This is a genomic window from Rhizobacter sp. SG703, assembly GCF_012275445.1.
Lineage (GTDB): Bacteria > Pseudomonadota > Gammaproteobacteria > Burkholderiales > Burkholderiaceae_C > Rhizobacter.
The window spans coordinates 109,363-132,407 of the sequence record NZ_JAAZQK010000005.1; the positions used below are offsets into that span (position 1 = coordinate 109,363).

The following is a 23,045-nucleotide window of genomic DNA, read 5'->3' on the forward strand; positions in this document are numbered from 1 at the left end:
TAGCCACTACGCCTGCCAGACCCCAAACCCTGCTTCCCGCAACGCGATGCCCAGCTCCACCTCCATGTCCCGCGCCCCGTCGTACGGCATCGGGTTGTAGACCTCGTACAGCTTCGGCAGCAACCTCAGCCCGTACGCCGTGACGAAGCGGTTCGCCTGGATGCCGGCCTTGTGCTTGTCGAAGCGGACGTCCGGGTCCAGCCCGGTCATGCCGACGTAGACAAAAGGCTTGCCGAGCTGGTAGTCGGGATTGGCCTTGCGGAAGCTCGGCTCGTTCCAGACCTGGTCGGCGAGCTCCACCACATAGACGCTGTAGTGATGCTTCGGCCGGCGCGGCATCGTCGCTCAGGCCGGCTTGCCGCGTGCCAGCAGCTCGGCATGGCGGGCCGCATCGATGTTGCTGCCGCACATGACGAGGCCGACACGCCGGCCGTCGAGCCGCGCCTTCAGCGGACCGAACAGCGCCGCCACCGCCGCCGCCGGCGCCGGCTCGACCGCGAGCTTCATGTCGATGAACAGGTCGTGCATGCCGCGGCACAGGTCGTCGTCGGACACGCGGACGATCTCGTCGACGAACTGCCGGCACACGCCGAAGCTGTAGGCCAGCGCGTACGGCGCGCCCAGGCTGTCGGCAATCGTGTCGACCGCATCGAGCTTCACCGGCTCGCCGGCCTGGAAGCTGCGGTACATCGCGTCGGCACCGAAGGGCTCGACCCCGTAGACGCGGCACTGCGGGTTCAGCTGCTTGACGGCCGCGGCAATGCCCGAGATCAGCCCGCCGCCGCCGACCGGCACCACCACCGCGTCGAGCTGCGGCACCTGCTGCATGAACTCCAGGCCGACCGTCGCGGTGCCGAGCGTGGTCAACGGGCCGTCGAACGGATGGATCATCGTACGGCCTTCGCCGGCCACCAACGCCTGCGCGCCGGCAAAGGCTTCGTGCACGTTCGGCACCAGCACGACCTTCGCGCCGAAGCCCTCGCAGGTGGCGATGCGCAGCGGACTCGCATGCCGCGGCATCACGACCGTCGCGCTGGTGCCGGCGATGCGCGCGGCATAGGCGGCGGCGATCGCATGGTTGCCGGCGCTCGCGGCGACGATGCCGCGCCGTTTCGCGTCGGCATCGAGGGCCTCGACGCAGTTCAGCGCGCCGCGCAGCTTGAAGCTGCCGGTGGTCTGCAGCAGTTCGAGCTTCAGCCAGACCTCGGTCGACGGAGCCAGCCGGGTCGCGGCGGCGCCGGTCTGCCAGCGCCAGACCGGCGTCGTGAGGATCTTGCCGGCCAGGCGGTCGGCGGCGGTGCGGATGTCGGCGAGGGAAGGGACGGGCATATCGGGTTTCACGGATGCGGCGGTCATGGACGTGATTGTCCGTGCAACCGATGCGGCTGCAGGGCGCCCGGGATAATGCGGCGGATGACCACAGGCACGAGCGACGGCGACAAGTTCTTCAAACGGCTGGCCGACAGCCTGGACCAGCACGGCTTCGTCAAGCTGGTGCTGGCCAAGTACCGCGGGCCGGAGCCCGACCTGCAGCGCGCCACCGTGCGCCGCATCCAGGTGCGCGATGCCGACACCCTCAGCTTCGTCTACACGCACCGCACGCGCGACGTCACGAAGAACATGCCGCTCGCCGACGGCCTGCAGAGCTTGCGCGAACGGGCCACCGAGCTGTTCGGCCACCTGCACCTGATGACGCGCCACGAAGACGTGCAGCTGATGGTCAGCAAGAAGGGCCAACAGACGCTGCGGGTCGCGGCCGCCGACCACGAGGCCGATGACGCGGCCGCCGGCCACGACCGCGAGAAGCACCGCTTCGTCGACCTGACACGCCCCTTCCTGGCCGACCTCGGCGTCACGACGGCGCAGCACCAGCTGGTGCCGGCGATGGCACGCAAGTGGAAGCAGATCAACAAGTTCGTCGAAGTGCTCGACAGCGCGCTGAAGGCGTCGCCGCTGCGCGACGCGAAGGCGGTGCGGGTGCTCGACTTCGGTGCCGGCAAGGGCTACCTCACGTTTGCGATGCACGACTACCTGCACGGCACGCGCGGCATGGACGCGCAGGTCACCGGCGTCGAGCTGCGCGAGGACATGGTGCGCCTGTGCAATGCGGCCGCGCAGCGCAACGGCATGGCCGGCCTCGCGTTCCGCCACGGCGACGTGCGAACGCATGCGCGCGAACCGGTCGACGTGATGATCGCGCTGCACGCCTGCGACATCGCCACCGACTACGCGATCGACATGGGCATCCGCGCCGGCGCGGCCATCATCATGTGCTCGCCGTGCTGCCACAAGCAGATCCGCCCGCAGCTGCTGAGCCCGCACCCGCTGCGGCCGATCCTGCAGCACGGCATCCACCTCGGCCAGGAAGCCGAGATGCTGACCGACGGCCTGCGCGCGTTGCTGCTCGACTCGCAGGGCTACGACACGCAGGTGTTCGAGTTCGTCGCGCTCGAGCACACCAGCAAGAACAAGATGATCCTGGCGGTGAAGCGCGGCCAGCCGAAGCCGGCCGACGAGGTGCTGGCGCAGATCCGCGAGATCAAGGCCTTCTACGGCATCCGCGAACACTGCCTCGAGACGCTGCTGGCCGCGGCCTGAACGCGCCGTTCAGGCGGCCAGGATCAGGTCCGCCGCCTTCTCGGCGATCATGATCGTCGGCGCGTTCGTGTTGCCGCCGATCAGCGTCGGCATCACCGACGCATCGACGACACGCAGTCCCTGCAGCCCGTGCACGCGCAGCGCCGCGTCGACCACCGCCATCGCATCGGCGCCCATCCGGCAGGTGCCGCTCGGGTGGTAGATGGTGTCGGCCCGGTTGCGGATCACCTCGCGGATCTCGTGGTCGCTCGACACGCCGGCGGTGAACAGGTCGCGCCTGACGCGTGATGCGATCGCCGGTGCCTGCAGCAGGCGCTGCGTCAGTTTCCAGCCTTCGACCAGCACCTCCAGGTCGTCCGGATCGTCGAAGTACTTCGGGTCGATCAGCGGCACGTCGCGGATGTCGCCGCTGCGCACGAGCACCGTGCCGCGGCTGCGCGGGCGCAGCAGGCAGACGTGGCACGACAGCCCGTGCCGCAGGTGCAGCTTGCGCGCATGGTCGTCGACCAGCGCGACGACGAAGTGCAGCTGCACGTCCGGCGCCGTCGAGTCGGGCGACACCCGCAGGAAGCCGCCGCCCTCGGCGAAGTTGCTGGTCAGCGGCCCGCTGCGCTCGCGCCGGTAGCGGCCGTACGCGCGCAGCGCGTGGAGGCTGCCGGCCGGCGAGAAGCCGAACAGCGCCGTGTCGGGCACGCGGTAGCCGAAGCTGAAGTCGATGTGGTCCTGCAAGTTGCGGCCGACGCCCGGCAGGTGGTGCTTCAGGTGGATGCCGGTGCGCTGCAGGAAGGCGCCGTCGCCGACGCCCGACACCTGCAGCAGCTGCGGCGTCTGCAGCGCGCCGGCGCACAGGACCACCTCGCGGCGCGCCATCAGCCGTTCGACGTGGCCGCCGCGCGCCATCTCGATGCCGACCGCTCGCTTGCCGTCGAACAGCACCCGCAGCGTCTGCGCCTTCGTCAGCACGTGCAGGTTGTCGCGGCGGTCCATCACCGGGTGCAGGTAGGCGCGCGCGGCGCTGCAGCGCTCGCCGCGGAGCTGCGTGACCTGGTAGAGGCCGATGCCGTCCTGGCTTGCGCCGTTGAAGTCGTCGTTCAATGCGAAGCCGGCCTCGCGTGCCGCCTGCAGCCAGACCTGCTGCCACGGGTTCCCGCTGCGCAGCTCGCCGACGTGCAGCGGGCCGCCGCGGCCGTGGAACTCGTCGTGCAGCCGCTCGTTGTCTTCGGCCTTCCTGAAGTACGGCAGCACCTCGTCGTAGGACCAGCCCGGGTTGCCGAGCGCGGCCCAGTGGTCGTAGTCGCTGCGGTGGCCGCGGATGTAGACCATCGCGTTGATCGCCGACGAGCCGCCCAGCGCCTTGCCGCGCGGCTGGTAGCCGCGGCGGCCGTTCAGCCCCGGTTGCGGCACCGTCTCGAAGGCCCAGTTGTTGAGCCGCGTCGGCAGCATCGTCACCGCGCCGACCGGCATGTCGATCAGCGCGCCGCGGCCGTCGCCGCCGGCCTCGATCAACGCGACCGTGTTCGCCGGGTCGGCGCTGAGCCGGTTCGCGAGCACGCAGCCGGCCGAGCCGCCACCGACGATCAGGAAATCGACTTCGTTCGTCTCTGTCATGGAGGCGCATGCTCGCGGCGCGGCCGCGGCGGTGTCAATCGGCGTGAGCCCGGGCCGGCCGAGCGCCGGGCCGCCCCGAGCCGGCCGGCATCCCTTCGGGGGATCGGTCGACGTACCCGTCGGCCGAGGGGCTGTCATTGTTCAGATGAGGCTGTGCCCGAACTGCGGCGGGCCGGGCAGCATCAGGTCCTCGATCGACGGCAGCCCGCCGAGCAGCATCGGCGTCCAGTGCTCGGCCGGCGCCGGCGCATGGAACAGGAAGCCCTGGTAGGCATCGACGCCCAGCATCTGCAGGAAGCGCAGCTGCGCGCCGCGCTCGACGCCTTCGGCCACCACCTGCAGGTGCAGGTTGTTGGCCAGCGTCACGATCGAGCGCACGATGCGCTCGCGCCGCGCATTGCCCGGCAGGTCGAGCAGGAAGCTGCGGTCGATCTTCAGCACGTCGATCGGCAGGTCGGCCAGCTTCGACAGCGACGAGTAGCCGGTGCCGAAATCGTCGATCGAGATCTTGAACGACCATTCGCGCAGCAGCTTCAGCTGCGCCAGCGCGCGCTCCGGCCGCTCGGCGAGGAAGGTCTCGGTGACCTCCAGGTCGAGCGCGCCGACCGGCACGTCGTAGCGGCCGACCGCGGCGAGCACCGTCTCGAACAGGTTGTCGCGGTCGAGGTCGCGCGCCGACAGGTTGACCGCGACGCGCGGCGCCGGCGCGCCGGCCGCCATCCACAGCGCGAGCTGCCGGCACACCTCGTCGAGGATGTAGTCGGTGATGCGCGACACGCAGCCCATCTGCTCGGCCACCGGCACGAACTCGGCCGGCGACACCGCGCCGAGCGCCGGGCTGTTCCAGCGCACCAGCGCCTCGAAGCCGAGCAGCTGGCCGTTCGAGCGCACCTGCGGCTGGTAGACGACGTGCAGCTCGCGGTCGTCGATCGCGCGCTCGAGCGCCGACTCGATCGCGATGCGGCGGCTGACCGCGCGCTCGCTGATCGGCGTGCCGACCTCGTCGGCGCTGGCGCCCTCGCGCGCCAGCTCCATCGCGACGCCGCTGCGGTGCATCACCTCGGCGGCCTGCGCGCTGTCGTTCGGGAACAGCGCGGCGCCGAGCGCGAGCTCGACCTGCACCTGGCCGCTGCCGACCTGCAACTGGTGCGGCAGCGCCCGGCGCAGCCGCGTCACCGCCATCATGGCCTGCACCGCCGGCACGGGCGGGAGCGCGATGCTCAGCATCGAGCCGCGGGTGCGGGCGATGTAGCTGTCCTTGCCGCCGGCGTCGCGCAGCGCATTCGCGAACGCGACGATGAACTGGTTGCCCTGCGCCATGCCGAAACGCGCATTGACCTGGCGCAACGAGCCGAGCCCGCACGACACCACCGGGATCACCATGCCGGGCAGCAGCATCGCGCGCTGGCGCTCCAGCCACTGCGCCATGCCCTCGGGGCGCGGCAGACCGGTGACGACGTCGTGCGAGGCCAGGTACTCGGCCTCGGCCTGGCTGCGCACCAGGTTGCGCTGCAGCTCGCGCAGCTCGGTCACGTCCTGGAAGCTGACCGCGTAGTGGCGGTCGCCGCAGGCGAAGCGGTTGCGCACCACCAGCCGGCGCTGCGCACGGCCTTCGCCGACCAGCCATTCGGTGCCGGCGTCGAAGCTCGGGACAGCGCTACCTTCCGGGGCGGGCGAACGCAGCCAGCGGGACAGCAGCTGGTCGTCGATGACGCCGCCGGCGAGCTGCGCGAACAGCCGGTTGCCGCGCCGCACGCGGCCGTCGTCGCGGCACACCACGACGGCGGTGCCCTGGTTCTCGAACAGGTCCTCGTACAGGTCCTGCATGCGCTGGGCATGCTGCTGCGAATGCTTGACGGCGCTCAGGATGCGGAACACCGCGAGCGGCAGGCAGAAGTTGAAGAAGGTGAACAGCAGGCCGTGGATGTACAGCGGCGAGGTGTCGATGGTGACGTCGATGCCGAACAGGTTGGGCATCACGAAGCCGCTGGCCGCGAACCAGAACGGCACGATGTTGAACGCCATCAGCGCGAGCGCGAGCCGGTAGCCGCGCAGCAGGCCGGCCAGCAGCGGCGCCGAATAGCAGAACACGTAGCCCAGGCGCTGCACCTCGGGGATGCGCACGCAGGTGGCGATCACCAGGCCGGCGACGTAGACGGCGACGATCAGGCCGTTGGCGCTCAGGCGCTGGTGCTGCGTCGACCATCGGATGGCCGCCAGCAGCGCGACGTAGAACGCGACGACGATGAACAGGATGTAGTAGACGCCGCGCTGCAGCCCGAGCCACGAGCTGTGCAGCGCGATCGCGGCCTCGAGCGTGATGCCGCTGAGCAGGACGATGCGCAGCGCGCTCAGCTGAACGCGGCTGTCGGTGTCCTGGGACGGGCGGCCCGGTAACTGCAGGAAGGCGTGCAAGGACGCCCAGAGGCGCTCACCCGTCGAGATCAAGCGGCGGAGCATCGGATCAGGCTGACGTGGCTGCTGACTGGCAAAGCTGCTGAGTGTGCCCGTCGCTGGTGCACCCACGACGGCGGCGAGCGTGAACGACTTCACGGCAGGGCGGCAGCCCCTGGTGGAAACCCGCGCATCCAGTGGTGAGCGCGATCAACGGTGATGCCCGCACGCGATGGGTCCGCCGGCTCAGCCCGGCGAGGGCGAGGGCCCGGCCGGCCCGAAGCCGCGCGCGCGGTCGATGGCGAACTGCGTCGCGAACGCCGCGAAGCGGCCGGCGTCGAGCGCCTCGCGCACTTCGCGCATCAGGTTCAGGTAGTAATGCAGGTTGTGGATGGTGGTGAGCATCGGCCCGAGCATCTCGCCGCAGCGGTCGAGGTGGTGCAGGTAGGCGCGGCTGAAGCCGCGGCAGGTGTGGCAGCTGCAGGTCTCGTCGATCGGGCGCTCGTCGGTGCGGTAGCGGGCGTTGCGCAGCCGCAGGTCGCCGAAGCGGGTGAACAGGTGGCCGTTGCGCGCGTTGCGGGTCGGCATCACGCAGTCGAACATGTCGACGCCGGCGGCGACGCCTTCGACCAGGTCTTCCGGCGTACCGACCCCCATCAGGTAGCGCGGCTTGTGGGCCGGCAGCCGGTGCGGCGTGTGGGCCATGATGCGCTGCATCTCGGCCTTGGGTTCGCCGACGCTGACGCCGCCGATCGCGTAGCCGGGCAGGTCGAGCTCGACCAGCGACGCGAGCGATTCCTCGCGCAGGTTCTCGAACATGCCGCCCTGCACGATGCCGAACAGCGCGTTCGGGTTCTCGTTGCGCTGGAATTCGGCCAGGCAGCGGCGCGCCCAGCGCAGGCTGAGCTCCATCGAGCTGCGGGCCTCGCGTTCGGTGGTCAGGTGGCCCTTGCTTTCATAGGGCGTGCACTCGTCGAACTGCATCACGATGTCGCTGTTCAGCGCGTGCTGGATCTGCATGCTGGTCTCGGGCGTCAGGAACAGCTTGTCGCCGTTGACGGGCGAGGCGAAGCGCACGCCTTCCTCGCTGATCTTGCGCATCTCGCCCAGCGACCACACCTGGAAGCCGCCGCTGTCGGTGAGGATGGGCCTGGTCCAGCCTTCGAAGCGGTGCAGCCCGCCGAACTGCCTCAGGATGTCGATGCCCGGGCGCAGCCACAGGTGGAAGGTGTTGCCGAGGATGATCTGCGCGCCCATGTCTTCGAGCGATTGCGGCATCACGCCCTTGACGGTGCCGTAGGTGCCCACCGGCATGAAGATCGGTGTCTCGACGACGCCGTGGTTCAGCGTCAGGCGGCCGCGGCGCGCGTGGCCTTCGGTCTTGAGGAGGTCAAACTGGAGCATGGGGGGATTGTCTCCCAGTGATTCGCGATGATGAGCGGGGCTGGAGCACTCACGCTCCGTTCGCCCTGAGCAGGGACTGAGCTTGTCGAAGGCCCGTCCGTCGAAGGGTTGTGTCCGAGGCCATGACCCCGACCATCCTGAGCCTGTCGAAGGACAAGCTCAGTCCGAACGGAGTCTTTGCGAGCGTCTGGCTCCTTAAAAACTTTCGCAGGAGCGATGAACGTGCACCGACACACCGCCGACGGGTTGCCAGCCAGCGCCATTCAGCGCGGCACTTCCTGCGGACGCAACATCTCAACGGGTGATGGACAGGCTTGCAGTGCGCTCCAGCAGCATCGCATCGCCATAGCTGAAGAAGCGGTAGCCCTGCGCGATCGCGTGGCGGTACAGCGCCATCATGTGCTCGTACCCGGCGAACGCGCTGACCAGCATCAGCAGCGTGCTCTTCGGCAGGTGGAAGTTGGTGACCAGCACGTCGACGACGCGGAAGCCGAAGCCGGGCGTGATGAAGATGTCGGTGTCTCGGCTGCCGGCCAGCAGGCTGCCGCCGCGCGCGGCCGATTCCAGCGCGCGCAGCGTCGTCGTGCCGACCGACACCACCCGGCCGCCGGCCGCGTGCGTGCGCGCGATCGCGTCGACCGTGGCCTGCGGCACCTCGAACCATTCGCTGTGCATCGTGTGCTCGGCGATGTTCTCGCTGCGCACCGGCTGGAAGGTGCCGGCGCCGACGTGCAGCGTGACGCTCGCCGTGCCGACGCCGCGCTCGCGCAGCGCCGCCAGCACGCCTTCGTCGAAGTGCAGCGCGGCGGTCGGTGCGGCCGCCGCGCCGGGCCGCGCGGCGAACACGGTCTGGTAGCGCCGCTCGTCGTCGGCCTCGTCAGCGTGCGCGATGTACGGCGGCAGCGGCACATGGCCGTGCTGCTCCAGCAGCGTCAGCGGATCGGCCGGGAAGCGCAGGTGGAAGAGGCTGCCGTCCGGCCCGCCGCGGCCCAGCACCTCGGCATCGAACGCGTCGGCGAAGCGCACCGTCTGGCCCGGCTTCGGCGACTTGCTGGCGCGCAGGTGCATCAGCAGCTCGTTGCCCGGCAGCAGGCGCTCGACCAGCGCCTCGACCGCGCCGCCGCTGGCCTTCGCGCCGAACAGCCGCGCCTTGATCACACGGGTGTCGTTGAAGACCAGCAGGTCGCCCGGCTGCAGCAGCGCCGGCAGCTCGCGGAAGATGCGGTCGACGGGCGCCGCGCCGCGGCCATCCAGCAGCCGCGACGCACTGCGCTCGGCGGCCGGGTGCTGTGCGATCAGCTCGGGCGGCAACTCGAAGTCGAAGTCGCTCAACGTGAAGCGACGGGAGACGGGGGTGAGGGCGGAAGCGGGGGATGGATCGGACGACATGGCATGCAGGCTGGACCGGCCTGACGAAGATCTGCAGGGGACGGATTCTTTCACGGACGCTCGACGCGGCAGAATCCGCGCATGCCCGGTCGCGCTGCCTCGTCTCCCGTCGAATCTCCTGCTTCAGCACCGGCACGCGAAAAATCCGCGCCGCAGAAGGCGATGGAGAAGCTGGGCCTGGTGCGCGACATCGACCTCGCGCTGCACCTGCCGCTGCGTTACGAGGACGAGACCCGCATCACGCCGATCGCCGCGCTGCGCGACGGCGACAACGCGCAGGTCGAAGGCATCGTGCGCGACTGCGAGATCCAGTTCCGCCCGCGCCGCCAGCTGGTCGTGAAGATCGACGACGGCACCGATGAACTGTGGCTGCGCTTCCTGAACTTCTACCCGAACCACCAGAAGACGCTCGGCGTCGGCCGGCGCGTGCGGGTGCGCGGCGAGGCGCGCGGCGGCTTCTTCGGGCGCGAGATGGTGCACCCGAGCTTCAAGGGCGTCGACGACGACACGCCGCTGGCCGCGGCGCTGACGCCCGTCTACCCGACCAGCGCGACACTGCCGCAGGCCTACCTGCGCAAGGCGGTGGCCTCGGGCCTGCAGCGCGCCGATCTGTCGGAGATCGTGCCCGCAGCGCTGCTTCCGGCCGGGCTGATGAGCCTGCGCGACGCGCTGCGCTTCCTGCACCACCCGACGCCGGACGTCAGCCTGGCCACGCTCGAGGACCACAGCCACCCGGCCTGGCAGCGGCTGAAGTTCGAGGAGCTGCTGGCGCAGCAGCTGTCGCAGCTGCAAGCCAAGCAGGAGCGGGCGCTGCAGCAGGCGCCGGCCTTCACGGTGCACGCCGGCGGCCTGCAGGAGAAGCTGCTCGCGGCGCTGCCGTTCTCGCTGACGCCGGCGCAGCGCCGCGTCGTCGAGGAGATCGCGCTCGACCTGCAGCGCCCGGTGCCGATGCACCGGCTGCTGCAGGGCGACGTCGGTTCGGGCAAGACGGTGGTGGCGGCGCTGTCGGCCGCGATCGCGATGAACGAAGGCTGGCAGTGCGCGCTGATGGCGCCGACCGAGATCCTCGCCGAGCAGCATTTCCGCAAGCTGGTCGGCTGGCTCGAGCCGCTGGGCGTGCAGGTGGCGTGGCTGACCGGCAGCCGCAAGGGGAAGGCGCGGCGCGAGATGCTGGCGCGCGTGGCCTCCGGCGAAGCCGGGCTGGTGGTCGGCACGCATGCGGTGATCCAGGGCGAGGTGGAGTTCGCGCGCCTCGGGCTGGCCATCATCGACGAGCAGCACCGCTTCGGCGTCGCGCAGCGGCTCGCACTGCGCGCCAAGCTGCAGCAGGGCGCGCTGGAGCCGCACCTGCTGATGATGAGCGCGACGCCGATCCCGCGCACGCTCGCGATGACGGTGTTCGCCGACCTCGACGTCAGCACCATCGACGAGCTGCCGCCCGGGCGCACGCCGATCGTCACCAAGGTGTTCAGCGATGCGCGCCGCGACAACGTGATCCTGACCATCGCCGACGAGGTGGCGCGCGGCCGGCAGGTCTACTGGGTGTGCCCGCTGATCGAGGAATCGGAGACGCTGGACCTGCAGAACGCCACCGCGACGCACCAGCAGCTGTGCGAGGCATTGCCCGACGAGATGGTCGGCCTGCTGCACGGCCGCATGCCTTCGGCCGAGAAGGCGGCGGTGATGGCGCTGTTCACCGCTGGCCAGATGAAGGTGCTGGTCAGCACGACGGTGATCGAGGTCGGCGTCGACGTGCCGAACGCCTCGCTGATGGTGATCGAGCATGCCGAGCGCTTCGGGCTGAGCCAGCTGCACCAGCTGCGCGGACGGGTCGGGCGCGGCTCGGTCGCGAGCGTCTGCGTGCTGGTCTACACCGCGCCGCTGTCGCCCACGGGCAAGGACCGGCTGCGCGCGATGGCCGAGACCAACGACGGTTTCGAGATCGCGCGGCGCGACCTGGAGATCCGCGGGCCGGGCGAGTTCCTCGGCGCGCGGCAGTCGGGCGCGCCGCTGCTGCGCTTTGCCGACCTCGCGCTCGACGAGGCGCTGGTGCACCGGGCGCGAGCGGTTGCGACGACGCTGCTGGCGCAGCACCCGCGCATCGCCGAGCAGCATGTGCTGCGCTGGCTGGGCGGCAAGGCCGAGTACCTGAAGGCCTGACGGGCAACCCCCTAGTTTCTGGCGCCCTGTCGCAAAGAGGGGCGGGATAGCATCCGCGGCGAGACCGTCAACCCCGGAGGGCCTGCCCATGAACCTGATCCAGCGCGTGCAAGACATCCTGTTGAAGCCGAAGGCCACCTGGCCGGTGATCGATGGCGAGGCCGAGACCACCGCGTCGCTGTACCAGCGCTACGTGATGATCCTCGCGGCGATTCCCGCGCTGGCCAGCTTCATCGGGCTGTCGGTGGTCGGCTACGGCGGCTTCGGCATGTCGTTCCGGGTGCCGCTGCTGTCGGGCCTGGTGCACATGGTGGTCGGCTACGTGCTCGGGCTGGTGACGGTGTTCGTGCTGGCGCTGCTCGTCGACGCGCTGGCGCCCACCTTCAGTGGCCGCAAGGACCCGATCAGCGCGCTGAAGGTGGTCGCCTATTCGATGACCGCGGCCTGGGTCGGCGGCATCTTCGCGCTGCTGCCGTCGATCGGCGTGCTCGGCTTGCTGGCGTCGCTGTATTCGATCTACCTGCTGTTCACCGGCCTCCCGGTGCTGATGAAGGCGCCGGAAGCCAAGGCGGCGGCGTACACCGCGGTGGTGATCCTGTGCGCCATCGTGCTGATGCTGGTGCTGGCAGCCCTCTCCGGCCTGGCGCTGCCCACGCGCGGCATGTTCGGCGCCACGACGGCGGGCGGCCCCGCCGTGACGATCAAGACGCCCGACGGCGAGGTCAAGATCGACACCGCGAAGATGGATGCACTCGCGAAGAAGATGGAAGAGGCCGGCAAGCGGATGGAAGAAGCGCAGAAGTCCGGCGACCCGGCCGCCACCGGCAAGGCGATGGGCGAGATGATGGGCGCGCTGACCGGCGGCAACGGCCAGCCGATCGCGCCGGCCGACCTGAAGGCCGCGCTGCCCGAGGCGCTGGGCGACCTGAAGCGCGAATCGATCGAATCGCAGGGCGGCCAGGCCATCGGCATCGCGACCTCGATGGCCAAGGCCTCGTATGCGGCTGCCGACAAGCGGGTGCAACTCAGCATCACCGACCTGGGCGGCACCGCAGGCCTCGCGGCATTGGCCGGCTGGGCCAACATGACGATGGACAAGGAAACGGCCGAGCAGGTCGAGAAGGTCTACAAGCAGGGCGAGCGCACGGTGCGCGAGGAGTACCGCAAGGACGGCAGCCACGGCGAGGTGACGGTGCTGCTGACCAACGGCGTGATCGTCGAAGCCCGGGGCGAGCAGGTCGACCTGGCCGCGCTGAGGAAGGCGCTCGACACCGTCGGCCTCGACAAGCTGGAAGGCATCAAGCGCCCCGCGAAATGACGGCCCCTCGGTCGACGGGTACGTCGACCGATCCCCCGAGGGGACGCGGGCCGGCTTGCGGGCGGCCCGGCGCTCGGCCCGCGTGCTGCGCCGGTCAGCTGCCGAAGTGGATCTGGTAGCGGGCGCCGTCGGAGAACTGGCAGGCGCCGGTGCCGATGCCCGGCCCGGTGATCAGGTACTCGCACTGCGCGTTGACGCCCTTGCCGCCGTAGGCGTTCGCGATGCCGCGGCGGCCGCTGAAGCTGCGCTGGTTCAGCCCCAGCACCTCGTTGTAGATGCGGCCGAACGCGGCGTAGCTGCCGTCGACGCGGGTGCTCTCGCCCTGCATCGTGTCGCCGAGGTACGACAGCGTGAAGCTGCCGCGGCCGGTGTTGTTGTCGACGACGACGGCGGTCAGCAGACCGCCCTTGTTGGCCTGCGTGTTCAGCGGGTAGAGCCTGGCGTTCAGCACGGTGGGGGCGGGCGGAGCGGGCGATGCCGGCGGCGTCACGACGGTCACGTTGGCAGGCGATGCGCCGTCGCCGCGGGCATCGGCGCGCTGGACCGGGTAGCCCTGGCCGGTGCGCGGGTCGATCGGTACCACGTAGCAGGCGCTGAGGGAGGCGGTCAGCGAGACCGCAACGGCCAGCAGCACAGCGGCTTGCGAGGCACGTGAAGGGGGCTTGCTCATGCGGGGTCTTTCGGTAGGCGGCGGATGCCGCGGGCCGGAGAATCCGCCGGCGCCTTCACCGCGGCAAGCGGCACGACCGGGGGTATCGCAAGGTGATGCCGGCAGGCGCATGACGTGCGCCCGGGTGTCGGATATTCTTCCGCTTCTTCCGTGCGAGCGGCTTGAGCGGGATGCCATGACACTGACCGAATTGAGATACATCGTCGCTGTCGGACGCGGAGGGCGGAAGAGGGGCCCCGTTCACGGGGATCGGAGCCCGCAGCGGCCGGTGGCGACGGCGACGCGCGGACATCGACAGGATTGACCGATGACACTGACCGAACTGAGATACATCGTCGCCGTCGCCAGAGAGAAGCACTTCGGCCGTGCCGCCGAGGCCTGCTTCGTCTCGCAGCCGACCCTCAGCGTCGCGATCAAGAAGCTCGAGGAGGAGCTCGACGTCAAGCTGTTCGAGCGCGGCTCCAACGAGGTCAGCGCGACCCCGCTTGGCGAGGAGATCGTGCGCCAGGCCCAGTCGGTGATCGACCAGGCGGCCGGCATCAAGGAGATCGCCAAGCGCGGCAAGGACCCGGTGTCGGGGCCGCTGCGGGTCGGCGTGATCTACACGATCGGCCCGTACCTGCTGCCCGACCTGGTGAAGCAGGCGATCGAGCGCGTGCCGCAGATGCCGCTGGTTCTGCAGGAGAACTTCACCGCCCGGCTGCTCGACATGCTGCGCACCGGCGAGCTCGACTGCGCGATCATGGCCGAGCCGTTTCCCGACACCGGTCTCGCGATGGCGCCGCTGTACGACGAGCCCTTCGTCGTCGCGCTGCCGAAGGACCACCCGCTGGCCAGGCGCAAGCGCATCACCGCCGAAGAGCTGAAGCAGGAGACGATGCTGCTGCTGGGCACCGGCCATTGCTTCCGCGACCACGTGCTCGAGGTGTGCCCCGAGTACGCCCGCTTCTCGAGCGATGCCGAGGGCATCCGCAAGAGCTTCGAAGGCTCGTCGCTCGAGACCATCAAGTACATGGTGGCCTCGGGCATGGGCGTCACCGTGGTGCCGCAGTTGAGCGTGCCGAAGGACCAGCAGCCGCATGTGCGCTACGTGCCGTTCGCGACGCCGGTGCCGACGCGGCGCGTGGTGCTGGCATGGCGCCGCACCTTCACGCGCTACGAGGCGATCGCCGCGCTGCGCAACGCGATCTACGCCTGCCCGCTCGAAGGCGTCAGCAGAGTGTCATGAGGGGCCTTTGTGAGGGGCCTTTGCAGCCTGACTAGACTCGACCCGATTCACCCTTGTTTCCCGGAGATTCCCAGATGGCGAAGAAAACCAAGACCGCAACCGTTCCCGCAGCCTCGACCGCACCGAGCGGTGGCATGGGCATCCACATCGGCATCAGCGACAAGGACCGCGCGGCGATCGCCGGCGGCCTGAGCAAGCTGCTGGCCGACACCTACACGCTGTACCTGACGACGCACAACTTCCACTGGAACGTCACCGGGCCGATGTTCAACACGCTGCACCTGATGTTCATGACGCAGTACACCGAGCTGTGGGCCGCGGTCGATCCGGTCGCCGAGCGCATCCGCTCGTTGGGCCACCCTGCTCCCGGTTCGTACGCGCAGTTCGGCGCGCTGGCCTCGATCCAGGACGCGCCGGCGGTGCCGCCGAAGGCGCTCGAGATGGTGCGCATCCTGGTGCAGGGCCACGAGGCGGTCGCGCGCACCGCGCGCAGCCTGTTCCCGCTGGCCGACAAGGCCGGCGACGAGCCGACCGCCGACCTGCTGACCCAGCGCCTGACGGTGCACGAACAGACTGCGTGGATGTTGCGCAGCCTGCTCGAAGAGTGAACGGGCGGGCACGATGAACGGCCCCACCGCAGTGCGCGCGGCGATCGTCACCTTCGACGGCTTCAACGAGCTGGATTCGTTCATCGCGCTCGGCCTGATGAACCGGCTGCGGCCGTCCGGCTGGACGGTCGACATCGCCGGCCCGAGCCAGCGGCTCACGTCGATGAACGGCGTGACGATCGAGACGCAGCAGCCGCTCGAGTTCGCGAACGAGGCCGACATCGTGCTGTTCGGCAGCGGCATCTACACCCGGGCGATCGCCGAGAACAGCGCGTTGCTCGACCGGCTGCAGCTCGACCCGGTGCGCCAGCTGATCGGCGCGCAGTGCTCCGGCACGCTGCTGCTGGCGCGGCTGGGCCTGCTGGCCGACATCCCGGCGTGCACCGACCTGACGACCAAGCCATGGGTGGTCGAAGCCGGCGTGCGGGTGGTCGATGCGCCGTTCCATGCGCGCGGCCCGATCGCGACCGCCGGCGGCTGCATGGCGTCGCAGTACCTCGCCACCTGGGCGATGCTGCGGCGCGCCGGCGTCGATGCGACGTCGAAGGCGCTGCACTACGTGGCACCGGTCGGCGAGAAGGAGGCCTACGTCGACAAGCTGATCGGCACCGTGCGGGCCTTCATTCCGCCGGACGAGTTGCTGCTGTAGGTTTTTTCGTTCGCGCCTTGTGCCACTGCCTTGCCTTGGAAAGGTGACAAGCGAACAACTGTGAGTTGATTCCCGGATTGGCATCCAGGCTGCGAGCGCGAACGCACGAGCGCAGCGAAGTGCCCATCAAGCCACTCCCCAGGATCCGGCTCCGCCGGGCCGAGGGGAGGCGCCCCTTGGGGGCAGGAGCGGAGCGACTGGGGGCTCAGTGTGGTGCCGGCACCGACCAGCGCTTCTGCACCTCGCCGGCGCCGTTGACGCTCTCCAGGTGCACGCCGAAGCCCCACAGCCGGGCGGCGTGCTTCAGCACCTCTTGCGCGTTGTCGTGCAGCGGCCGGTCGTTGTGCTGCGCGTGGCGCAGCGTCAGCGAGCGGTCGCCGCGCAGGTTCACGCTCCAGACCTGGATGTTCGGTTCGCGGCTGCCCAGGTCGTACTGGTGCGACAAGGCCTCGCGCACTCGGCGGTAGCCGCTCTCGTCGTGGATGGCCGAGACCTCCAGCTCCTTGTCCTTCTCGTCGTCGACGATCGCGAACAGCCGGAACTCGCGCATCAGGTTCGGCGACAGGTACTGGCCGATGAAGCTCTCGTCCTTGAAGTTGCGCATCGCATGGTCGATCGATTCGAGCCAGTCGGTGCCGGCGAGCTGCGGGAACCAGCGACGGTCTTCGTCGGTCGGGTTCTGGCAGATGCGCTTGATGTCGGTGTACATCGCGAAGCCGAGCGCATACGGGTTGATGCCGTTGTAGCCACGGTCGCCGACACGCGGCTGGTACACCACGTTGGTGTGCGACTTCAGCCACTCGATCATCATGCCGTCGCTCAGGTGGCCGTCGTCGTACATGGTGTTCAGCAGCGAGTGGTGCCAGAACGTGGCCCAACCCTCGTTCATCACCTGCGTCTGGCGCTGCGGGTAGAAGTATTGCGCGACCTTGCGCACGATGCGCACGATCTCGCGCTGCCACGGCTCCAGCAGCGGTGCGTGCTTCTCGATGAAGTACAGCAGGTTCTCCTGCGGCTCTTCCGGGAAACGCCGCGACTCGGCTTCTTCGAGCGTGGCCTTGTCGGCCTTGCGCGGCAGCGTGCGCCACATCTCGTTGATCTGGCGCTGCGCATAGGCCTCGCGGTCCTTCGCGTCGGCCAGCTCCTGCGCGAGCGACTTGCGGCTCGGCCGGCGGTAGCGGTCGACGCCGTGGTTCATCAGCGCGTGGCAGCTGTCGAGGAAGTTCTCGACCGCGTCGAGCCCGTGGCGCTCCTCGCACTCGGTGACGTAGTTCTTCGCGTAGACCAGGTAGTCGATGATCGACGACGCATCGGTCCACATGCGGAACAGGTAGTTGCCCTTGAAGAAGCTGTTGTGCCCGTAGGCCGCATGCGCGATGACCAGCGCCTGCATCGCCATCGTGTTCTCCTCCATCAGGTAGCTGATGCAGGGGTCGGAGTTGATGACGATCTCGTAGGCCAGGCCCATGTGGCCGCGGCGGTAGTTCTTCTCGGTCGAGATGAACTCCTTGCCGTAGCTCCAGTGGCGGTAGTTCACCGGCATGCCGACCGATGCGTAGGCGTCCATCATCTGCTCGGCGGTGATGATCTCGAGCTGGTTCGGGTAGGTGTCCAGGCCGTAGCGCTCGGCGGTGGCCTTGATCACCTCGTGGTAGCGCTCGACCAGCTCGAACGACCAGTCGGTGGGCGACGGCAGCGGCTCGTGAGCGCGTTTGGGCGCCGTCACGTCGGAGGCGCGGCGTTTCGGGGAAGCGGTCAGCATCTGTTTCTTGCGCCTCTCGGCGCCCCACGGTGGAGTGACTTGGAGGTTCATGTCGGCGCACCCTCCTTCTTGAACAGCTCGCGGAACACCGGGTAGATCTGCGAAGCCTCGGTCACCTTGCGGATCGCGAAGGCCTTCGCGTCGGCGGCCAGCGCCGAGTACTCGTCCCACAGGTTCTGCTCTTCCTCGGCCACCTGCACATAGGCGAAGTAGCGGCACAGCGGCAGGATGTTGTTGGCCAGCAGCTCGCGGCAGCGTCCGCTGTCGTGGTGCCAGTTGTCGCCATCGCTCGCCTGCGCGCCGTAGATGTTCCATTCGCTGGTCGGGTAGCGGGCCCGCGCGATCTCTTCCATCAGCACCAGCGCGCTCGACACCACGGTGCCGCCGGTCTCGGTCGAGTGGAAGAAGTTCTGCTCGTCGACCTCTTGCGCCTGCGTGTGGTGACGGATGAAGACGATGTCGATCTTCTCGTAGTGCCGCGTCAGGAACAGGTACAGCAGGATGAAGAAGCGCTTCGCGAGGTCCTTGCGTGCCTCGTCCATCGAGCCGGACACGTCCATCAGGCAGAACATCACCGCCTTCGAGGTCGGCACCGGCACGCGCACGCGGCTGCGGTAGCGCAGGTCGATCGGGTCGAGGTACGGGATGCGCTTCAGGCGGGCGCGCAGCGCTTCGATCTGCAGCTCGAGCGGCGGGATCTCGTGCGCGAACGGGTTCGGGTGCGGGTGGCGCTTCAGCTGCACCAGCTGTGCCTCGAGCTCGGCCAGTTCGTGCCGCGATTCGGCGCCGAGCGCGATGCGCCGGCCGATCGCGCCGCGCATCGAGCGCACCACGTGCAGGTTGTTCGGCGTGCCGTCGCTGCTGTAGCCGGCGCGGTGGGTCTTGAACTCGGGCGTCTCGGCAAGCGTCGTGCGCGCGAGGTTGGGCAGCGCCAGGTCGTCGAAGAAGACCTGCATGAACTCTTCCTTGCTGAGGTGGAAGACGAAGTCGTCGTCCCCCTCGCCCGAATCGCTCGCCTGCCCGCCACCGCCGCCGCCCGCGCCGCCCTTCGGCCGTTCGATGCGGTCGCCGCGCACGTAGTCCTGGTTGCCCGGGTGGACCATCTCGCGCTTGCCGCCCTGGCCGTGGCCGAACACCGGCTCGGCGATGTCGCGCTTCGGGATGTGGATGTCTTCGCCCTGCGCGATGTCGCGGATGCCGCGCCCATCGACCGCGCGCTTGACCGCCTCGCGGATCTGGTCCTTGTGGCGGCGCAGGAAGCGCTCGCGGTTGCCGATGGACTTGTTCTTGCCCGCCAGCCGCCTGTCAATGATCTGCTGGAGCATTGGGGCCTTTCCTGGAACGAGTGCCGGTTCAGCCCGTTCGCACCGAGCTTGTCGAAGTGCCTGCAGCGAGGTGCGCGCCGGCTTCGACAGGCTCAGCTCGAACGGAGTCAGGTGTCATCACGAACTCTTCCTGACCCGCAGGTACCACTCGCAGAGCAGCCGCACCTGCTTCGACGTGTAGCCCTTCGCGACCATCCGCGTGACGAAGTCCTCGTGCTTCTTCGCCTCGTCGGCGCTCGCCTTCGCATTGAAGCTGATCACCGGCAGCAGCTCCTCGGTGTTCGAGAACATCTTCTTCTCGATCACGGTGCGCAGCTTCTCGTAGCTCGTCCAGACCGGGTTGTTGCCGGCGTTGTTGGCGCGCGCACGCAGCACGAAGTTGACGATCTCGTTGCGGAAATCCTTCGGGTTCGCGATGCCGGCCGGCTTCTCGATCTTCTCGAGCTCGGCGTTCAGCGAGCCTCGGTCGAACACCTCGCCGGTGTCGGTGTCGCGGTATTCGTGGTCCTGGATCCAGTAGTCGGCATAGGTGACGTAGCGGTCGAAGATGTTCTGGCCGTACTCGCTGTAGCTCTCGAGGTACGCGGTCTGGATCTCCTTGCCGATGAACTCGGCGTAGCGCACCGCCAGGTGCTCCTTGATGAACGCGAGGTACTTCTGCTCGGTCTCGGCCGGGAACTGCTCGCGCTCGATCTGCTGCTCGAGCACGTACATCAGGTGCACCGGGTTCGCGGCCACCTCGGTGCTGTCGAAGTTGAAGACCTTCGACAGGATCTTGAACGCGAAGCGCGTCGAGATGCCGCTCATGCCCTCGTCGACACCGGCGTAGTCGCGGTACTCCTGGAAGCTCTTCGCGCGCGGGTCGGTGTCCTTCAGGTTCTCGCCGTCGTACACCAGCATCTTCGAATAGAGGCTGCTGTTCTCGGGTTCCTTCAGGCGCGTGAGGATCGCGAACTGCGACATCATCTTCAGCGTGCCCGGCGCGCAGGTGGCCTGCGCGAGCGACGAGCCGCGCAGCAGCTTCTCGTAGATCTTCACCTCTTCGCTGACGCGCAGGCAGTACGGCACCTTGACGATGTAGATCCGGTCGAGGAAGGCCTCGTTGTTCTTGTTGTTGCGGAACGCCTTCCACTCGCTCTCGTTGCTGTGCGCGAGCACGATGCCGTCGAACGGGATCGCCCCGAAGCCTTCGGTGCCCTTGTAGTTGCCTTCCTGCGTCGCGGTCAGCAGCGGGTGCAGCACCTTGATCGGCGCCTTGAACATCTCGACGAACTCGAGCAGGCCCTGGTTCGACAGGCACAGGCCGCCGGAGTAGCTGTAGGCATCGGGGTCGTCCTGCGCATAGGTCTCGAGCTTGCGGATATCGACCTTGCCGACCAGCGACGAGATGTCCTGGTTGTTCTCGTCGCCCGGTTCGGTCTTCGCGATGCCCACCTGCTTCAGCACCGACGGGAAGCGCTTGACGATGCGGAACTTGCGGATGTCGCCGCCGAATTCTTCGAGCCGCTTGACAGCCCACGGCGACAGGATGCGCTGCAGGTAGCGGCGCGGAATGCCGTATTCCTTCTCGAGGATGGGGCCGTCCTCGACCGCATCGAACAGCCCAAGCGGCGATTCGTTCACCGGCGAACCCTTGATCGCGTAGAACGGCACCTCCTGCATCAGCGCCTTCAGCCGCTCGGCGATCGACGACTTGCCGCCGCCCACCGGGCCGAGCAGATACAGGATCTGCTTCTTTTCCTCCAACCCCTGCGCGGCATGCCGGAAATACGACACCACCTGCTCGATGGAGTCTTCCATGCCGTAGAACTCGGCGAAGGCGGGGTAGATCTTGATGACCTTGTTCGCGAACAGACGGGACAGCCGCGGGTCGTTGCGCGTGTCGATGGTCTGTGGATCCCCGATCGCCTTGAGCATGCGCTCGGCGGCAGTGGCGTAGGCCACGGGGTTGCGCTTGCATTCGGCGAGGTACTCTTCCAGCGAGAGTTCCTCTTCACGCGTGCGCTCGAAGCGTGCTGCGAAATGGCTGATCACGTCCATGCTGACCTCCTAAGACATCGGGATGGCGACAGCGAAGGGGCCACCTTCGCTGCCGTCTGGGGAAGTTCTGATGAAGTCCCGGGTCGAGGGCTCCATCAGAGCTTTCCTTTGAAAGGTCAGCGCGTCACGTGATTCAAGCTTGCGTCATTTCGAGGTGTCGTGTGTGTGGAGATGTGGAGGAAAACGACCGCTGTTCAACGCTTCGATGGGATGAAGGTGTACAGCAAATAGTGTGCCCCCGTCTGTTGCCGCATGTCACCCACCTGAGTGGATGATGCATGCAATGAGCCGTTTGCGGCGGGGGAAGTTCCTGATGCGCGCCTCAGGGATTGTGAGGACAACGGAATACGGATCGGCATGTCGGGGGCTGCTCTCAGGTGTTGGTCAATCCGAGCTTGTCGAGCAACCCATTCAACTCCTCCAGCGAGCCGAAGGCAATGGCGACTTCGCCTTGTTCGCCGCGCTTGGTGCGTTTCTTGACGCGAATCTCGACCTGCGCCGTCAGTGCGTCGGAGAGTTCTTCCTCGATGCGGGCGATGTCGCGCGGCTTTTCTTTCGGCACGCGCAGCAGCGGTTGCTGGCGCGATGAACCCATCTTCGTCACGAGCTTCTCGGCCTCGCGCACGCTGAGTTTCTTCGCGACGATCTCGCCGGCACCGAGGATCTGGTGCGCGCCATCGAGCGGCAGCAACGCGCGCGCATGGCCCATGTCGAGGTCGCCGGCCATCAGCATCTGCTGCACCGGCTCGGCCAGGTTCAGCAGGCGCAGCAGGTTGCTCGCCGCACTGCGCGAGCGGCCGACGGCCTGGGCCGCCTGCTCGTGCGTCAGGTGGAATTCGTTGACCAGGCGCGCGATGCCTTGCGCCTCTTCGAGCGGGTTCAGGTCTTCGCGCTGGATGTTCTCGATCAGCGCCATCGCCGCAGCGGCTTCGTCGGGCACCTCGCGCACCAGCACCGGCACCTCGTCGAGGCCGGCCAGCTTCGCGGCGCGCGTGCGGCGTTCGCCGGCGATGATCTCGTAGCGGTTCGGCGCGACCGGTCGCACCAGCACCGGCTGCATGATGCCCTGCGCCTTGATGCTTTCGGCGAGCTCGTACAGCGAGCCCTCGTCCATGCGCGTGCGCGGCTGGTACTTGCCGGGCTGCAGCTGCGTCAGCTTCAGCGTGCGCGGCGTGCCGTCGTTGGCCGGAACGGGGGTGTCGCTGACCGTGGGGCCGAGCAGTGCTTCGAGGCCGAGGCCGAGGCCTTTGGGTTTCTTGGTTGCCATCGGGGCATTTTCCCCGATCAATCGGCGCGGGCCGTCGGCGGTGGTTGCAGGGATTGCAGCAGCGCGCGTCCGTCGGGCCAGGCGCCGAGTCCCGAGTCGCCGTTGATGTGGCCGCGCGGACCGATGTCGACCTGCCGGCTGCCCCATGCGCGGGTCATCTGGGCGGCGCGTTCGGGGGCGCAGTACGGGTCGTCGCTGCTGACCACCGCGATGCTCGCGAAGGGCAGGGCCTGGCGCGCGATGGGGCGCCACGGCGTCAGCTGGGGCGGCATGTCCGCACGCTCGATGTCGGGCGGCGCCACCAGCAGGGCGCCGCGCACGCGGTGCGTGTGGCGAGAGTGCGCGGCCCAGGCCGCCACCAGCTGGCAGCCCAGGCTGTGCGCGGCCAGCAGCGCGGGGCGCTCGTCCTGCAGCAGCACCTCTTCGAGGCGGGCCATCCAGTCGCCGCGCTTCGGCCACAGCCAGTCGGCCTGCTCGACGCGGAGGTCGCCGTGTTCGCGTTCCCAGAGGGTCTGCCAATGGCCGGGGCCGGAATTCTCCCAACCGGGGAGCAGCAGCACCCGCACGTCGTGCAGGGCCAGCGATTCTTGCGAATGGGCGTTTGTCATGCAGGTGGCTTATCCTC

The 23,045-nt window shown here is 68.5% G+C and carries 18 protein-coding genes; 6 read left to right on the top strand and 12 right to left on the bottom strand.

What is annotated here, in order from left to right; genetic code table 11:
- Nucleotides 1–6 precede the first annotated feature (6 nt).
- Together FHT26_RS11225 and FHT26_RS11230 are read right to left on the bottom strand one after the other, a co-directional pair.
- Nucleotides 7–339, bottom strand: coding sequence for a hypothetical protein (locus FHT26_RS11225; protein WP_168560226.1), 333 nt, complete (start codon nt 337–339; stop codon nt 7–9).
- Between the two features lie 6 nt (nt 340–345).
- Nucleotides 346–1,329: a threonine ammonia-lyase gene (locus tag FHT26_RS11230; RefSeq protein ID WP_168560227.1), complete on the bottom strand. Its 984-nt coding sequence runs from the start codon at nt 1,327–1,329 to the stop codon at nt 346–348.
- An 84-nt stretch (nt 1,330–1,413) separates the two neighbouring features.
- Here FHT26_RS11230 and FHT26_RS11235 point away from each other — a divergent pair, with 84 nt between their 5' ends.
- Nucleotides 1,414–2,598: a class I SAM-dependent methyltransferase gene (locus tag FHT26_RS11235; protein WP_210427343.1), complete on the top strand. Its 1,185-nt coding sequence runs from the start codon at nt 1,414–1,416 to the stop codon at nt 2,596–2,598.
- 9 nt (nt 2,599–2,607) lie between these two features.
- Here the strand turns inward: FHT26_RS11235 and FHT26_RS11240 are convergent, their stop codons facing one another.
- The 4 genes from FHT26_RS11240 to queA form a co-directional block, all read right to left on the bottom strand.
- Entirely contained in the window at nt 2,608–4,206 is a 1,599-nt protein-coding gene (locus FHT26_RS11240) for a GMC family oxidoreductase (protein WP_168560229.1), read from the bottom strand.
- Nucleotides 4,207–4,347: 141 nt separating this feature from the next.
- Entirely contained in the window at nt 4,348–6,666 is a 2,319-nt protein-coding gene (locus tag FHT26_RS11245; RefSeq protein ID WP_168560230.1) for a putative bifunctional diguanylate cyclase/phosphodiesterase, read from the bottom strand.
- Between the two features lie 180 nt (nt 6,667–6,846).
- Complete coding sequence (tgt, locus tag FHT26_RS11250; RefSeq protein ID WP_168560231.1) at nt 6,847–8,004, bottom strand: tRNA guanosine(34) transglycosylase Tgt; 1,158 nt, start codon at nt 8,002–8,004, stop codon at nt 6,847–6,849.
- Between the two features lie 294 nt (nt 8,005–8,298).
- Entirely contained in the window at nt 8,299–9,393 is a 1,095-nt protein-coding gene (gene queA, locus FHT26_RS11255; protein WP_168560232.1) for a tRNA preQ1(34) S-adenosylmethionine ribosyltransferase-isomerase QueA, read from the bottom strand.
- Nucleotides 9,394–9,474: 81 nt separating this feature from the next.
- Between queA and recG the strand changes: the two genes are divergently transcribed.
- Both recG and FHT26_RS11265 read left to right on the top strand, forming a co-directional pair.
- On the top strand, nt 9,475–11,553 hold the full coding sequence (recG, locus tag FHT26_RS11260) for an ATP-dependent DNA helicase RecG (protein WP_168560233.1): 2,079 nt from the start codon (nt 9,475–9,477) through the stop codon (nt 11,551–11,553).
- Nucleotides 11,554–11,641: 88 nt separating this feature from the next.
- Nucleotides 11,642–12,871, top strand: a complete 1,230-nt coding sequence (locus FHT26_RS11265) for a Yip1 family protein (protein WP_168560234.1) — start codon at nt 11,642–11,644, stop codon at nt 12,869–12,871.
- Between the two features lie 94 nt (nt 12,872–12,965).
- Here the strand turns inward: FHT26_RS11265 and FHT26_RS11270 are convergent, their stop codons facing one another.
- On the bottom strand, nt 12,966–13,541 hold the full coding sequence (locus FHT26_RS11270) for a hypothetical protein (protein WP_168560235.1): 576 nt from the start codon (nt 13,539–13,541) through the stop codon (nt 12,966–12,968).
- A 307-nt stretch (nt 13,542–13,848) separates the two neighbouring features.
- Here FHT26_RS11270 and FHT26_RS11275 point away from each other — a divergent pair, with 307 nt between their 5' ends.
- From FHT26_RS11275 to FHT26_RS11285, 3 genes are all read left to right on the top strand, one after another.
- Nucleotides 13,849–14,769 carry a LysR substrate-binding domain-containing protein gene (locus FHT26_RS11275; RefSeq protein WP_056807669.1) on the top strand — a complete coding sequence of 307 codons (921 nt, stop codon included), beginning with the start codon at nt 13,849–13,851 and terminating at the stop codon, nt 14,767–14,769.
- 134 nt (nt 14,770–14,903) lie between these two features.
- On the top strand, nt 14,904–15,377 hold the full coding sequence (locus tag FHT26_RS11280) for a Dps family protein (RefSeq protein WP_157597879.1): 474 nt from the start codon (nt 14,904–14,906) through the stop codon (nt 15,375–15,377).
- Between the two features lie 31 nt (nt 15,378–15,408).
- Nucleotides 15,409–16,026, top strand: a complete 618-nt coding sequence (locus FHT26_RS11285) for a DJ-1/PfpI family protein (RefSeq protein ID WP_168560561.1) — start codon at nt 15,409–15,411, stop codon at nt 16,024–16,026.
- Between the two features lie 205 nt (nt 16,027–16,231).
- Here the strand turns inward: FHT26_RS11285 and FHT26_RS11290 are convergent, their stop codons facing one another.
- The 5 genes from FHT26_RS11290 to FHT26_RS11310 form a co-directional block, all read right to left on the bottom strand.
- Nucleotides 16,232–17,788: a SpoVR family protein gene (locus tag FHT26_RS11290; RefSeq protein ID WP_246867859.1), complete on the bottom strand. Its 1,557-nt coding sequence runs from the start codon at nt 17,786–17,788 to the stop codon at nt 16,232–16,234.
- A 47-nt stretch (nt 17,789–17,835) separates the two neighbouring features.
- Nucleotides 17,836–19,113 (bottom strand): YeaH/YhbH family protein, encoded by a 1,278-nt coding sequence (locus FHT26_RS11295; RefSeq protein ID WP_056807677.1) that lies wholly within the window; start codon nt 19,111–19,113, stop codon nt 17,836–17,838.
- Nucleotides 19,114–19,230: 117 nt separating this feature from the next.
- Entirely contained in the window at nt 19,231–21,153 is a 1,923-nt protein-coding gene (locus FHT26_RS11300) for a PrkA family serine protein kinase (RefSeq protein WP_168560237.1), read from the bottom strand.
- 373 nt (nt 21,154–21,526) lie between these two features.
- Nucleotides 21,527–22,420, bottom strand: coding sequence for a ParB/RepB/Spo0J family partition protein (locus FHT26_RS11305; RefSeq protein ID WP_168560238.1), 894 nt, complete (start codon nt 22,418–22,420; stop codon nt 21,527–21,529).
- A 17-nt stretch (nt 22,421–22,437) separates the two neighbouring features.
- On the bottom strand, nt 22,438–23,028 hold the full coding sequence (locus FHT26_RS11310; RefSeq protein WP_210427345.1) for an RBBP9/YdeN family alpha/beta hydrolase: 591 nt from the start codon (nt 23,026–23,028) through the stop codon (nt 22,438–22,440).
- Nucleotides 23,029–23,045 lie beyond the last annotated feature (17 nt).

Coding starts and splice junctions, on each gene's coding strand:
- FHT26_RS11225 (WP_168560226.1), bottom strand. CDS start 339: ATGCCGCGCCGGCCGAAGCATCACTACAGCGTCTATGTGGTGGAGCTC.
- FHT26_RS11230 (WP_168560227.1), bottom strand. CDS start 1,329: ATGCCCGTCCCTTCCCTCGCCGACATCCGCACCGCCGCCGACCGCCTG.
- FHT26_RS11235 (WP_210427343.1), top strand. CDS start 1,414: ATGACCACAGGCACGAGCGACGGCGACAAGTTCTTCAAACGGCTGGCC.
- FHT26_RS11240 (WP_168560229.1), bottom strand. CDS start 4,206: ATGACAGAGACGAACGAAGTCGATTTCCTGATCGTCGGTGGCGGCTCG.
- FHT26_RS11245 (WP_168560230.1), bottom strand. CDS start 6,666: ATGCTCCGCCGCTTGATCTCGACGGGTGAGCGCCTCTGGGCGTCCTTG.
- tgt (WP_168560231.1), bottom strand. CDS start 8,004: ATGCTCCAGTTTGACCTCCTCAAGACCGAAGGCCACGCGCGCCGCGGC.
- queA (WP_168560232.1), bottom strand. CDS start 9,393: ATGTCGTCCGATCCATCCCCCGCTTCCGCCCTCACCCCCGTCTCCCGT.
- recG (WP_168560233.1), top strand. CDS start 9,475: ATGCCCGGTCGCGCTGCCTCGTCTCCCGTCGAATCTCCTGCTTCAGCA.
- FHT26_RS11265 (WP_168560234.1), top strand. CDS start 11,642: ATGAACCTGATCCAGCGCGTGCAAGACATCCTGTTGAAGCCGAAGGCC.
- FHT26_RS11270 (WP_168560235.1), bottom strand. CDS start 13,541: ATGAGCAAGCCCCCTTCACGTGCCTCGCAAGCCGCTGTGCTGCTGGCC.
- FHT26_RS11275 (WP_056807669.1), top strand. CDS start 13,849: ATGACACTGACCGAACTGAGATACATCGTCGCCGTCGCCAGAGAGAAG.
- FHT26_RS11280 (WP_157597879.1), top strand. CDS start 14,904: ATGGGCATCCACATCGGCATCAGCGACAAGGACCGCGCGGCGATCGCC.
- FHT26_RS11290 (WP_246867859.1), bottom strand. CDS start 17,788: ATGCTGACCGCTTCCCCGAAACGCCGCGCCTCCGACGTGACGGCGCCC.
- FHT26_RS11295 (WP_056807677.1), bottom strand. CDS start 19,113: ATGCTCCAGCAGATCATTGACAGGCGGCTGGCGGGCAAGAACAAGTCC.
- FHT26_RS11300 (WP_168560237.1), bottom strand. CDS start 21,153: ATGGACGTGATCAGCCATTTCGCAGCACGCTTCGAGCGCACGCGTGAA.
- FHT26_RS11305 (WP_168560238.1), bottom strand. CDS start 22,420: ATGGCAACCAAGAAACCCAAAGGCCTCGGCCTCGGCCTCGAAGCACTG.
- FHT26_RS11310 (WP_210427345.1), bottom strand. CDS start 23,028: ATGACAAACGCCCATTCGCAAGAATCGCTGGCCCTGCACGACGTGCGG.